Here is a 12,536-nt window from a genome sequence, read left to right on the forward strand (position 1 = left end):
CGATGAGCACCGAATCAGAAGCGTCCGACGCTGTAGGTCCCGACACCGCGGCCCTCGAGTGGCTCTCGCTGGACGGCGACGAGGAGATCATCTGGGCCGGCGGCCCGGATCGCCGAACGCTCATTCCGGCCTTTGCGATCGGGATTCCGCTGGCGATCGTCCTGATCGGCGTCGTCATCATCGTCAGCGAGTACCTCCGCGTGACGAACACCCACTACGTCGTGACGAACCGCGCGCTGTACAAGAAGACCGGCGTGCTCTCGCGGGACGTCAAGCGGATCGAACACGAGAAGGTCCAGGACATCTCCTACAGCCAGAGCGCGCTGGGAACGCACTTCGGTTACGGTACCGTCGAGGTCAGCACCGCCGGCGGCTCCGGCGTCGAGATGGCGTTCAACTCGGTTCCCGACCCGAAGGCCGTCCAGCAGCGGATCAGCGAACGGATCAAACGCGAGCGCGGCGAGTCCGCCGACGACCGCACGAAAGACGACGTGCTCGAGGAGATCCTCACCGAACTCCGAGCGATTCGAACGGCCGTCGAAGACGGGTCGTCCGGTCAGTCGTCTACCGAGAACCGATCCGCAGCCCAGCCAGCCGACGACCGCCAGTCCTACGAGTATGACGAGGATCAGTCGATCTGAGGCCGGCGGGCCGGCGAGAGCTGCAGACGAGACGCCGTCGGCCGCCGATCCGTCCGCGTCGGCTCCCCCGTGGCTCCCGCTCGAGGACGGTGACCGGATCCGCTGGCAGGCCGGTCCGCGAATCCAGACTATCCTCCCGTGGGCCGCGCTCGCACTCGTCGGCGCGGTCGCCCTGCTGGCCGCGGTCGTCGTCGACGTGCTTCCGATCGTCGCCGTCGCCGGCCTGCCGGTCGTCCTCGCGCCGGCGCTGTGGCAGTACGCTCGCGTCTCGCGAACGGCGTTCGTCGTCACGGAGACGGTCGCCGCCACGCGACACGGCGTCCTCGGGCGGACCGTCCGAATCGTCTCCCTCGAGCGGATCCAGAACACGACCGTCGAGCAGGACCCGATCGGCCGGGTCGTCGGCTACGGCACCGTCACGATCGAGACCGCCGGCGGTTCGGAACTCGCGTTCTGGAACGTCGAGGAACCGGGCCGAATTCGCGACCGACTCGAGGCCGAACGCGAGCGTCTGACGGGGAGCGAGATCCCGGGCCGGCGCGACCAGTGGGAAGCGGTCCTCGCCGAGGTCCGGGACTGGCGACGGAGCCTCGAGCGGAACCCGTAATCAGCCCCCGCTCAGCGAACCTTGATATCGCCGTTCATCAGGGGTTCGTGCGGGTTACAGACGTATTTCGCCATCTCCTCGCTCGCGGTAATGTCGAGAAACTGTTCAGGACCCGGATCGGTCGTTACCTCGGTTTCGTAGTCGTCGATGACCTCGTCGTTTTCGTCCCGGATTTCGATGTTGTGCGCCGCGCCGTTACCAACAGACCAGCCGATTTCGTACGATTCGCCCGCCTCGAGGACGAGCGTCGGGTTCTCGACGCCGGCGATGGCCGACGGTGCGCGCCCGACCCACGCGCTAATCTCTCCCGCGAGGTCGACCGTGCTACCGGGCTCGACCTCGAACCGTTTTTCGCCGGTTTCCTCGAGGTCGTCGACCCACGCGGGTTTCTCGACGGTCGTTTCGCCGACATCGTTGAATTCGAAGCTGGCCTCGAGTTCGACGCGCGTGTCGTTCCGTACCCCGGATTGGGCCGCTCGAAACCGCCGAATCAGCCCGTCTTCGTCGACGAGGATCGATCCCTCCTCGTCGAGTTCGTCGCCGGGAACGTGTTGCTCCTCGAGGCCCGTGATGCTGACGCTGTGGACGGCTTCTTCTCCGACGGTCTCCGTCCCGTCGTACTCGCCGTCGACGATCCGCACCCACGATCCCATCGGCTCGAGCGACGCCTCGACCAACTCGTCGGCGGTGCGCTGCGTGACATGGTCGCCGGTACTCGTCGCGCCGCGGTCGCCGTCGATGTAGACGGCGTGGTCCACGTCGCTCCCGTCCGGCCCCTCGAACGTGGTTTTTTCGGCGCGTTCGGCGCTGGGTTCGGCACGGATCTCGAAGGACGCCGGCGTCGTCGTCGTCGATTCACCCGTGGTTTCGTCCGTCCGTCGGACCGTGACCGCGTGCTCGCCGGTAAACGCTGTCGCTGTCACCACGCTGCTGTGAGCGTCGAACAGCGCCGCTGAGTCGTCGATGCCGTCGATACTCAACCCCGGCGGAAACTCGAGGTCGGTCGATTCGCCCTCGGGTCCGTCGTCGGTCTCGGAACTGCCGATATCGTCGCTGAGACAGCCGGCCAGTCCGACGACACTGAGCGCGCCGCACCCGCGAAGCCACCGCCGTCTCGTCGTTCTATTTGTCATGAGAATATAGTTTCTATGTCAGAAGATAAATCCATTGATGACAGCACACAGTACAGACGGTCCGGGACTCGAGTCGTCCGACCGCTCGAAGCAACGGACGCGAGACCCCGATTCGGACCGATTCTCGCCCCTTCGCCGATCAGAGAACGCTCGCGATCGTGTAGACGTTAAGCACCGCGGCGGCCAGCCACGGCAGCGCGAGCCCGGCCGGGACGATCGGCCGGTACTCTCGCTCGAGGAGGAGCCGACAGACCAGTCCGACGCCGATGGCGAAGCCCTTCAGCGCGAGCATCCCGCCCAGCCCGTGGCTCTCGATCGCCCCGCGAGCGGCGGGATTGGACTCAGACAGGCCGACGTGGAGGCCGACGAACGTCGTCACGACATCGGCGAGCAGGGCCAGTATCACGACCGCCCAGAGCAGCCGCTCGAGGTCGACGGGCGTCACGTCGCCCGGCAAACGATGGCGCAGGAACGCGCCCTCGGAACTCATAGGCTCCCCGCCGGAATCGAACCGGCTCGTCGCGCCCTCGGGAACGAGCGTCGATTCCAGCACGCGGGGTATTGTTATGCCAAGCGTAGGGGCCGCTCCGTCGTCGGTAAGCCGTCATAACCGCGGATTCTCCGCTCGAGCGGCGCGGAGTAGTCCGGGATTCGCGGGCGAGAACAGTGACGAACGGGTCGCCTCGCTGTCGGCCAGCCGGCCCGTCAGAGAATCGTCCCGTGTTTCTTGTCGGGCAGCGACTTCTCGATATCGGCGTAGAAATCGAAGCGGGCGGCCAGTTCCTCGCGCAGCGCGCTCGGCGGGACGATCTCGTCGATGACGACCTCGCTGGCCATCCGGTGGATGTCGATGTCCTCGCGGTACTCCTCGCGGAGTTCCTTTTCCAGCCGTTCGCGCTCGTCGGGATCGTCGATCTCAGCGAGCTTGCGGGCGTAGACGGCGTTGATCGCCGCCTCGGGCCCCATGATCGCGATCTCGCCGGAGGGCAGCCCGATCACGCTCTCGGGGTCGTAGGCGGGCCCACCCATCGCGTAGATGCCCGCGCCGTAGGCCTTGCGGACGACGACGGTCTGTTTCGGCACCGTGGCCGAGGAGGTCGCGTAGATCATCCGCTTGCCCTGCTCTAAGATGCCGTCTTTCTCGACCTGCGAGCCGGCCATGAAGCCGGGCGTGTCACAGAGGTAGAGTAAGGGAATGTTGAACGCGTCCGACTTCCAGATGAACTCCGCGGCCTTCTCGGCCGCGTCGGGGAAAATTGCCCCGGCGCGGTGGGCAGGTTGGTTGGCGACGATGCCGACCGGCCGGCCGTCGATCCGGGCGTAGACCGTGACGATTTCGGGACCGTAATCGGGGCGTAACTCGAAGTACGAGCCCGCGTCGACGATCCGGTCGATAACGTCGGTCATGTCGTACCCCCGGTTTGGCTGCTGTGGGACGATCGCGTCGATGCCGTCCGGCGACTTCGCGGGCGCGGTCGGCTCCCGATTCGGCGGCGTCTCGTCGGCGTTGTCGGGCAGGTAGGTGATCAACTGCGCTACGAGCTCGCGAGCGTGTTCCTCGTCGTCGGCGATCAGGTCCGCCGATCCCGATTCGCGCATGTGGACCTGCGGCCCGCCGAGTTCCTGTAGGTCGATGTCCTCGCCGGTGACCATCTGCACCATCCGCGGGGACGCGATCGCCATCGCGGACATCCCCTCGACCATGATCGTGAAGTCCGCGAAGACCGGCGTGTAGGCCGCGCCGGCGATCGAGGGCCCGTAGAGCACGCAGATCTGTGGTACCCGCCCGGAGAGCATCGAGTGGTTGTAGTAGTACTTCCCGATCCCCTCCCGATTGGCGAAGAAGCCGGTCTGCTGGTCGATCCGGCCGCCCGAGGAGTCCATCAGGTAGAACACGGGGTTGCCGGTCTTGAGCGCGCGCTGTTGCATCCGGAGGAACTTCTCGACGCCCTTGGCGGCCATACTTCCGCGCTTGACCGTGTAGTCGTTGGCCATGACGTGGACATCCCGTCCCTCGAAGGTCGCCGCGGCCGTGATCAGGCCGTCCGCCGGCAGCCGGTCGTCGGTGTCCTCGTCCGTGTTCGCCCCGCTCGAGTGCCAGTCGTCGAACGCCGCGAACTTGCCGTCCTCGAAGCGCAACTCGCTGTCCGCGCCGGAAAACCACAGCTCGAGCCGGTCGCGGACGAACAGTTTCCCCTCCTCGGCAAGTTGGTCCCTGTACTTCTCGGGACCACCCTCGAGGATGTCCGCGATTTCGTCCCGCAATCGCCGCTCGCGCTCGGTCGGCTCGAGGTCGTCGTCATCGCCGGAGTCGTGGGTCTCCGCACCAGGGCTGGCCGTCGTTCCCTCATCGGCCGGGACGCCGGGCTCCCCGTCGATCTCGTGGACCGCCGTCGGATCACTCTCGTCGGCGCAGTAGACCTCGACCGTCTCGCCGACGTGATCGGCTAGCGCGGCCGCGATCGCCGCAGCCTCCTCGTCGTCGGCACCGGCCGTGATACGAACTCGCATGCTACTGCCTGTGTCGGGCGACCGGATACCGTTTTCCCCGATTCGCGATCGCTCGAGCGAGCGGGCCGTCGGCTCGGGGGCTCGAGGCACAGAGGTGGAAAGGAGAGAACGGTCCGCGCCGAATCGATCGCCACTGATCATCGGAGCTCGCCGCGAGGGGATGAGGAGGTTGCGTCATCGCGGCCGGCGCGAACCGATCGAGAGGTGCGTTCTGCCTCCGCGGTCACCAACGCGGAGACAATACGTACTGACCGGGCACGTGACACGAACGCTTGCGTTCAGTCGTGCAGCTATTATATAGGGGTATTTCCAGTGGGAATGGCCGCCGTCTCGTGGGCGGGCCGTCGAATTCCGAAATCCGGCGGAAACGCATCGAAACCGCCGTATATCGGGAATACTACCTTCGGCGGCAGCTGCAGGCAGAACCCCTTTCGTCAATTTTGCCGTTCGTTTTGACGGTTATCGATCCCGTGTCCGTGAACAGACGATTCGACGGAGCGGGGCGCACAGCGACCGAACATCAGTATCGCGGTATGTCGACAGCACACTCCGGGCGTCTCGTGCAGCGACTCGCAACGCTTCGCGATCGACTCGAGACGGGGATGGACCGGCGAGAGTTCCTGCGAACCGTCGTCAGTGGCGGGTTCGCCGTCGGCATGGCCCAGTGGCTCGGCGTGGATGACTTCCTCGCCGCCGACGACGGCGAGGTCCCCGTCGTCACCGCCCTCGTCAGGGACGACCCCGACGATCCGTGGTCGGTCCGGGACCGAACGCGCCACGTCCCCGCGGAGTGGTACGCCGCCGTCGAGAAGGCCTTCGAGATCAACGACCTGCTGGCCCGCCGCGCCTTCACCGGCTACCTCGGGAGCGCGGTCATCCCCGGCAGCTACGAGAGCGGGACCGCCACCGTCTCCGTCGGCCTCTCGAGCGACGGTCACTCCCTGCGGGAGCTGCTCGGCGAGCTCGCGGAGGGGATCGACATCAACGCCGAGACGATCATCGACGTCGGCGACATCCAGAACGATCCCGAGTCCAGAGAGCCGCGAATCGCCGATCTCACCGCGGACGGCCGCGTCCCCAGCGGTGTCGCCTGCGAGACGCCCTCGAGCATGGCGACGCTCGGGCCGGCGCTGTACCACCCCGACGGCGAGCGGCAGTTCTTCGTGACGGCGGACCACGCCTTCGGCGAGGATAGCGACACGACCGGCAATTCCCTGTTGCTGCCCCGCGAGGGCGACGAGACGCTCGAAATCGGGACCGTCGCCGACTACCATCCCGTCGAGGACATCGCCGCCGTCGTCCCTACCGGCGAAGTCGAACCCGCGAGCAGGATCGACGCGCCGTCCCAGCCCCGTGTCCGCGGGCAGTACACCAAGTTCGGCCTCGCCGATCTCGTCGCTCGTGACGAGGAACTCGAGAAGGTCGGTGCCCTGAGCGGCCACACGACGGGCAAGATTCAGGGGGTCGACGCCGTCACCTGTTTCACCGACGACTTCTGTCGTCGCGGGCAGATCCGCTGGGGCGGTGAGATGGATCTGACCGACGGCGACAGCGGCTCCGTGAGCTACCACCGCGACCCCGAGAGCGAGGACGGCGACGTGCTCGTCGCGGGGTTCAACAACGCCCGCACCTGGTGGCCCGGACAGAGCTACGTCTGGGGCGTCGGTGCCTACCGATTGACCGAGAAACATGGCTACCACTTCTGACCGCCGCGGAATCGACGACAGAACTCATACCGGGCCGACGAGCCCGCTCAACCCGACCGCAGATGAGTAACGACACCGCCCGCTCGACGGACGCCGGTCGCAATCGAAGCACCGTCAGTACCGCTGCACGCGGTCTTCTCAGACTACTTGGCGACCTGCTCGCCGTCTCGCTGTGGGTCCTCTTCCTGACGCTCCTGTTCCTCGAGACGGCGTGGCCCCGCTGGGCGTTCTATACGCTGCTCGTGATCGGTGTCGCGACCTATGTCACCGTGACGCCGGCGTGGGTCCGGACCACCGGCGACGGTGACGGCGAGGATTGAGCCGTTACGCGAGCGTCGCCTCGAGTCGCTCGATCAGCTCGTCGTTGCCGACGTGGACCGGCGTCCGGTCGTGTAACTCGTCGGGTTCCACGGCGAGCAGTGACTGCGTGCCGTCCGAGGAGCGCCCGCCGGCACGCTCGACGACGTAGCCGATCGGGTTCCCCTCGAACTGCAGCCGGAGCTTGCCGTCCGGACGGGACTCGAGGGCGGGGTAGCCGAAGGTGCCGCCGTAGGTGAGCACCTGATTGATGTCGCCGATCAGCGCGCCGCCGTAGCGGAGTTTGAGTTCGGACTCGATCTCGCGGGCGTACTCGCGGAAGTCGGCGGGCCAGTCGGGAACGCGGCCGCCGAAGCCGTAGACGACCGGCTCCGCGGGGAGGGTCACGTCGCGGTCGACGACCGTGCGCTCGCCGCCGGAGAGTTCGTACTCGGTGACGGTCTCGTCGGTCGCGATCACCATCGTCGTGATCGGTCCGTAGAGGACGAACCCGGCGGCGACGAGGGTCTCGCCGCGAGCCGGGAGGGCGGCGTCGTAGACGCCGAATATCGTCCCCATCGTGTTGTTCGATTTGAGGTTCGAGGAGCCGTCGAGCGGGTCCACGGCGACGGCGTAGCTATCCGACGCCGACGGATCCGCGCCGCAGTCGATGACTGCGGCTCGCTCCTCGCTCGCGTACTGGCCGACGCCGTCGATTCCGGCGAGTCGATCGCCGAGCAACTCGTCGGCCCAGACGTCGGCCTCGGCTTGGGTCTCGCCGCTGGGATTCTCCTCGTCGACCGTCCCGCGTCGGCCGATCAGCCCCTGTCGGATCTCGGTCGCCGAGCGACTGATCGTCGCCACGACGCTCTCGACGACTGGATCGGACACCGTCATCCTAGTCGGCGGCCTCGAGTGCGGCGTCGGCGGTGGCCTCCTCGTAGATGACCTCCTCGAGCGCGTCGAGGATCGTGGTCGGGTTCTCGCGCTGCCAGACGTTGCGGCCGACGGCGAGGCCGCTCGCGCCGGCGTTGACGGCAGCTTCGACGGTCGAACAGAAGTCGTAGTCGGAGGTCTTCGAGCCGCCGCTCATGACGACTTTCATGTCGCCCGCGGCCTTGCAGGCGTGCTCCATGGCGTCGGTGCTGCCGGGGTATTTGACCTTCGCGATGTCGGCACCGACCTCGAGTGCGATGCGGGTCGCATACGAGATCGTGCTCGGCTTGGTGTCGTTCTTGAGTCCCTGTCCGCGCGGGTAGGACCACATGACGACGGGGAGGTCGTACTCGCGGGCCTTCTCCTGGACGCGGCGGAACTCCTCGTACATCTCGACCTCGTGGTTCGAGCCGCTGTAGACGGTAAAGCCGACCGCGTCGGCACCGATCTCGGCCGCGTAGTCGACCGAGCAGTTGATCGCGGAGTCGGGCTCGCCCATCCACATGTTCGAGGTCCCGTTGAGCTTCACCAGGAGGTTGACGTCGTCCTCGTAGCTCGGGTAGTAGCCCTCCGCGATCCCCTTCTGGACGGCGATCGAGGTGACCGCGTCGTGCGTCGCCGTTTCGAAGACGGTCGACGGATCGAGTTTCTCCGGTACTTCCTCGAAATCGACGGGCCCGTGCTCTAACCCGTGGTCCATCGCGAGAATCAGTGACTTGCCGTCGCGAACGATCGGAGAGTCGTCGATCGGAATCATCTGTTAGACGGTCCAACAGGCCGCTATAAATCTCTGATGGTCCGGATTATCGAAATTGAGTATAACAGTAGTAATATGGCCGGTTTTCCGTGGCGAATCGTTGTATCGAACTGAAAACTATCGGTTCGAAATGAACACGCGTCGTGTTCAGAGCGATCGCCTCGAGTCGGCGACGGAACGCTCGGATCGCGAGAATGCGCCGAATCGGAACAGTCGCCGGCGAACTCAGTCGCCGAGCAGTTCGCGCGCGTTGTGCCGCCACGTCCGGACGTGCAGGACGTTCAGATCGAGGACGCCGGCGACCGCCATCGCGTCGATCGTCGCCAGTCGCTCCGCCGAGCGGACGCCGGCTTCGGCCAACGTGTCGGCGTCGTCGGGTCCGACCCCCGTAACCGCCGTGATCGGCGTCGGTCTGGGATACGGTCGCTCCGACGGTCGCTCTCGGCCGACGGCGATGGGTTCCGAGTGTTCGTACTCGAAGGCCTGCCAGTCCTCGTCCCCGCTGACGGCGATCCACTCGCGTTCGGCGTCGCCGAGGCCCCGAACCTCGTCCGAGCGTCGCTCGAGGTCGCCGTCGCTCTCGAACGACCACGGCAGCGAGTACCGCCGGCGGAGGGTGTCCGCGATCGGTTCCGCGACGCCTCGATCCAGTAACATCCGGTAGGAGTACTCCTTGTCCGCGATGGCGTCCGGATCGATATCGACCGCCTCGAGCGCGTCGCGCTCATCGGGTTCGATCGGCGCATCCGTCTCCGCCGTTCCGTCGGGGTCGTCGTCCGTATCGACTGCTGTGTCGGCTGCGGTCTCAGCCACAGCGTCGGTCGCCTCGAGCAGGTCGTCCTCGTCGAACTCGAGTTCGATGTCGTCGCGGCCGCCGGCATCGACGACAGCGTTCCCGTCGTCGCTCACGTCGACGGTGATGCCGATATCGACGATACGGCTCCCCTCTCCCTCGCTCTCGGCTGGTGTACCCGTCCCCGCGTCGCTGACGGCGTTTTTCTTGCTCACGCGATCCACCGGTTGTCCGTAGCTCACACTGTCCCGTCTTGAAACTTATCCTCGCCGCGTCCCGTATCGTAGCCACTTCAGTGGCTCCGACACCAGCACGCTTACGGCCGCGACCGAGGTAGCGCCCGTATGGTTCGCGAGCAGATCGACCGGATCGGCGTCGTCGGCGCGGGAACGATGGGCAGCGGCATCGCACAGGTCGCGGCGACCAACGGGTACGACGTCGTGATGCGCGACATCGAACAGGAGTTCGTCGAGAACGGGTTCGATACCATCGACGACAGCCTCGAGCGACTCGCGACCCGCGGCGACCTCGGCGAGGACCCGTCGACCGTCCGAGACCGGATCGAGGGGACGACGCTCCTCGAGGATCTGGGAGACTGCGATCTCGTCGTCGAGGCCGCCCTCGAGGAGCTCGAGGTCAAACGGGAAGTCTTCGCCGACCTCGAGCGGGTCTGTGACGACGACGTCCTGCTGGCGACGAACACGAGTACGCTCTCGATCACCTCGATCGCGAGCGATCTCGAGGCCCCCGAGCGCGTGGTCGGACTACACTTCATGAACCCGGTGCCGATCATGGAGGGCGTCGAGGTCGTCGTCGGCGAGAAGACGACCGATGCGGCGACCGAACTGGCCCACCACATCGCCGAGGATCTCGGAAAGACGACGTGGGAGGCCGACGACAAGCCCGGCTTCGTCACCAACCGCATCCTGATGCCCTGGATCAACGAGGGGATCCGCGCCTACGACGAGGGCGTCGCCTCGAAGGAGGACATCGACCGCGGGATGGAACTCGGCACGAACGTCCCGATGGGACCGCTCACCCTCGCCGATCACATCGGGCTGGACGTCTGTCTCCACGCCTCCGAAACGCTCCACGAGGAACTGGGCGACCGGTACAAGCCCGCCTACCTGCTCAAGCGAAAGGTCGAGGCCGGCGACCTCGGCAAGAAAACGGGGACGGGCTTCTACGAATACGAGTGAGTGAACGCCCTCTCACTGCCCGGCTCGAGGCGCGTACCGTTGACTGTCCGTTCTGAAACGAGCGTTCGATCGCCGGCTACCACGCCAGCGTCCTCGAGCGCTCGAGTACAGTTCATCAAGACCTAATTTATTTACAGTTGACACGCGTACTCGGCGACGATGCGACCCGCCCGACTCGCGCTCCTCGCCCTCTGCTGTAGCCTCGTCGCGATAGGCGGCCTCGCCACCGTCGCGGGCGCGCCCCCGCCGACGCAGCTCTGCGGGGTCTGTGGCCCGCACGTCGCGAACGACGCCGAGATCGACGGCGCGACCGAACCCGGCACGCTCGATATCTATATCGACGAAACGGGTGACTCGCTGTGGCAGGCTCGGGTTCCAGTCAATTCGTCGGCCGCCGAGCGATACCGGAGCAACGACACCGCACTCGAGGCCGCAGTCGACGACGCGTGGGCGCGCTACCACGCGGCCGCCGGCAACGTCGGCACCGTCGACTCGAGTCTCGAGGACGAGACGGTCGTCGTGAACTACACCGTCGACGACGTCGCGAGCCGCGGGGTCGGCGACGCGTGGCTCGTCGATTACTTCGCCGTGGGCGCGTCGAACACCCGGTACGGGCTGGCGGCCGATCGGGTGACGGTCCACACGCCCGAGGGGACCGAAATCACGAACCGCGTCCCCGACGCCGAGGTCGATGGGAACGCCGCGACGTGGACGGCCGAGACCGGGTTCGACAGGCAGACATCCATCACCTACGGCAATGGCGGCATCCCCGGAATGGCGACCAGCTACGCCACGATCGGGCTCGAGACCGGTCCGACGGCGATCGAGCACGGCGTGACCGGCGGCCTCATCCCTGGCGTCCTGCTCGGACTCGTCGCCGTCGCGATCGGTCGAATCGACACGGGGATCGACGCCGTCGACGCCGCGACGCTCGAGCGGCTGATCGTCGCCGTCGGTGCCGTCGGCGCGGGCGGCTTCCTCGTCGTCGGCGTGGCCGCGACCGGTGCCGATCCCGCACCGGGTGCCGTCGCACTGGCCGCGCTCGGGGTCGGCTACGCCCTGCTGGGAAGCGCGGCGCGCCGGTTCGGGGACGGACTCGAGACTCGCGGGCTGGTCGGGCTGTCGATCCTCGCGACGGTCGCCACTGCGGGAATAACTCTCCTGTTGGTCGGCCCGCCGGTGTACGGGTTCCCGCTCTGTTTCGGCGCGGCCACCGCGCTCTGTCTCCCGATCGGGTACGCCGCCGAGCGCGGGCGATTCCCGATCGCACTCGTCGCGGTCGCCGCGCTCGCGCCGGTCGGTGCGATCGCGAGCATCGCTCCCGTCTCCCTGTTCGGATACGGGCCGACCGTCTACGGCCTCTTACTGCTCCCGTGGGTCGGAGTCGTCGCCGCCTTCGGCTACCCGCTCGCGCTGCTCGGTCGACGGCTGGCTCTCGGGGTCGACTGAGCGCTCCTCGTAGTCGATTTCCACTCGAGACCGAACGTGCCGACACCGGCGCTACTCGAGGAATCGCGCGCCGACGTCGACGTCAGCCGGCGGCATGGCACACTGGTCTTTTTTGCCGAACCAGCGATAGCGACGCGCGGCGACGAAGTCGTAGGCCCAGTTCCGGAGCCGGCGCGGGAGGAATCGGAACGGGCCTAGCAGGGCGTAGACGCCGCCGAGGAGCCGCGCGATGCGGATGACCGCGTCGGATTTCACGTAACAGTCCTCGCCCTCGATCAGGACGATCGACTCGAGTTCGTCGGTCGGGAGGCCGTGCTCGGCGAGCAGTTCGGTGCCGACATCGGACTGGAGCGAGGCAAAGCGGAACGTCCCCTCGGTGTCCCGGGGGAGAATGAACTGGACGAACCCGTTACAGAGGTTACAGACGCCGTCGAAGAGGATGACCGGGCCGTCCGGCGTCTCCGAACTCATTGTTGTCTCCCCGTTGCGGCCGGTTCCAATTCAGGG

13 protein-coding genes and 1 pseudogene are annotated in these 12,536 nt (G+C 66.6%); 6 read left to right on the forward strand and 8 right to left on the reverse strand.

Annotated elements, in window-relative coordinates; translation table 11 throughout:
• Positions 1–2 precede the first annotated feature (2 nt).
• Together ACT4ML_RS07815 and ACT4ML_RS07820 are read left to right on the forward strand one after the other, a co-directional pair.
• The gene (locus ACT4ML_RS07815; protein ID WP_444720350.1) at positions 3–641 is read left to right on the forward strand and encodes a PH domain-containing protein; all 639 of its coding nucleotides are present in this window, start codon (positions 3–5) and stop codon (positions 639–641) included.
• Positions 619–1,248, forward strand: a complete 630-nt coding sequence (locus tag ACT4ML_RS07820) for a PH domain-containing protein (protein ID WP_444720351.1) — start codon at positions 619–621, stop codon at positions 1,246–1,248. Before ACT4ML_RS07815 ends, ACT4ML_RS07820 begins: the two co-directional genes overlap by 23 nt.
• Before the next feature lie 11 nt (positions 1,249–1,259).
• On the opposite strand, the gene ACT4ML_RS07825 is transcribed toward ACT4ML_RS07820, so the two are convergent.
• The 3 genes from ACT4ML_RS07825 to ACT4ML_RS07835 all read right to left on the reverse strand — a co-directional run bounded on the left by ACT4ML_RS07825 (position 1,260) and on the right by ACT4ML_RS07835 (position 4,892).
• Positions 1,260–2,381, reverse strand: a complete 1,122-nt coding sequence (locus tag ACT4ML_RS07825) for a DUF7537 family lipoprotein (protein ID WP_444720352.1) — start codon at positions 2,379–2,381, stop codon at positions 1,260–1,262.
• A 139-nt stretch (positions 2,382–2,520) separates the two neighbouring features.
• Complete coding sequence (locus ACT4ML_RS07830) at positions 2,521–2,871, reverse strand: DUF5658 family protein (protein ID WP_138246790.1); 351 nt, start codon at positions 2,869–2,871, stop codon at positions 2,521–2,523.
• Between the two features lie 215 nt (positions 2,872–3,086).
• Complete coding sequence (locus ACT4ML_RS07835; protein WP_444720353.1) at positions 3,087–4,892, reverse strand: acyl-CoA carboxylase subunit beta; 1,806 nt, start codon at positions 4,890–4,892, stop codon at positions 3,087–3,089.
• 533 nt (positions 4,893–5,425) lie between these two features.
• On the opposite strand from ACT4ML_RS07835, the gene ACT4ML_RS07840 reads away from it, so the two are divergent.
• Together ACT4ML_RS07840 and ACT4ML_RS07845 are read left to right on the forward strand one after the other, a co-directional pair.
• Positions 5,426–6,598 carry a hypothetical protein gene (locus ACT4ML_RS07840; RefSeq protein ID WP_444720354.1) on the forward strand — a complete coding sequence of 391 codons (1,173 nt, stop codon included), beginning with the start codon at positions 5,426–5,428 and terminating at the stop codon, positions 6,596–6,598.
• Positions 6,599–6,660: 62 nt separating this feature from the next.
• Entirely contained in the window at positions 6,661–6,918 is a 258-nt protein-coding gene (locus tag ACT4ML_RS07845) for a hypothetical protein (protein WP_444720355.1), read from the forward strand.
• 4 nt (positions 6,919–6,922) lie between these two features.
• On the opposite strand, the gene ACT4ML_RS07850 is transcribed toward ACT4ML_RS07845, so the two are convergent.
• From ACT4ML_RS07850 to ACT4ML_RS07865, 4 genes and pseudogenes are all read right to left on the reverse strand, one after another.
• Positions 6,923–7,792 carry a class 1 fructose-bisphosphatase gene (locus ACT4ML_RS07850; protein ID WP_444720356.1) on the reverse strand — a complete coding sequence of 290 codons (870 nt, stop codon included), beginning with the start codon at positions 7,790–7,792 and terminating at the stop codon, positions 6,923–6,925.
• 1 nt (position 7,793) lies between these two features.
• Entirely contained in the window at positions 7,794–8,588 is a 795-nt protein-coding gene (locus ACT4ML_RS07855) for a class I fructose-bisphosphate aldolase (RefSeq protein ID WP_138245755.1), read from the reverse strand.
• Positions 8,589–8,591: 3 nt separating this feature from the next.
• Positions 8,592–8,678, reverse strand: a pseudogene (locus ACT4ML_RS07860) (hypothetical protein); the annotation flags it as partial.
• A 135-nt stretch (positions 8,679–8,813) separates the two neighbouring features.
• Positions 8,814–9,596 carry a hypothetical protein gene (locus ACT4ML_RS07865; RefSeq protein ID WP_444720357.1) on the reverse strand — a complete coding sequence of 261 codons (783 nt, stop codon included), beginning with the start codon at positions 9,594–9,596 and terminating at the stop codon, positions 8,814–8,816.
• A 129-nt stretch (positions 9,597–9,725) separates the two neighbouring features.
• Here ACT4ML_RS07865 and ACT4ML_RS07870 point away from each other — a divergent pair, with 129 nt between their 5' ends.
• Together ACT4ML_RS07870 and ACT4ML_RS07875 are read left to right on the forward strand one after the other, a co-directional pair.
• The gene (locus ACT4ML_RS07870) at positions 9,726–10,580 is read left to right on the forward strand and encodes a 3-hydroxyacyl-CoA dehydrogenase family protein (protein ID WP_444720358.1); all 855 of its coding nucleotides are present in this window, start codon (positions 9,726–9,728) and stop codon (positions 10,578–10,580) included.
• A gap of 159 nt (positions 10,581–10,739) precedes the next feature.
• The gene (locus ACT4ML_RS07875) at positions 10,740–12,029 is read left to right on the forward strand and encodes a hypothetical protein (RefSeq protein WP_444720359.1); all 1,290 of its coding nucleotides are present in this window, start codon (positions 10,740–10,742) and stop codon (positions 12,027–12,029) included.
• A gap of 51 nt (positions 12,030–12,080) precedes the next feature.
• Here ACT4ML_RS07875 and ACT4ML_RS07880 read toward each other — a convergent pair whose 3' ends face one another.
• Complete coding sequence (locus tag ACT4ML_RS07880) at positions 12,081–12,500, reverse strand: thiol-disulfide oxidoreductase DCC family protein (RefSeq protein WP_444720360.1); 420 nt, start codon at positions 12,498–12,500, stop codon at positions 12,081–12,083.
• Positions 12,501–12,536 lie beyond the last annotated feature (36 nt).

This window comes from Natrinema sp. LN54 (assembly GCF_052439245.1).
In the GTDB taxonomy this organism is placed as follows: Archaea; Halobacteriota; Halobacteria; order Halobacteriales; family Natrialbaceae; genus Natrinema; species Natrinema versiforme_A.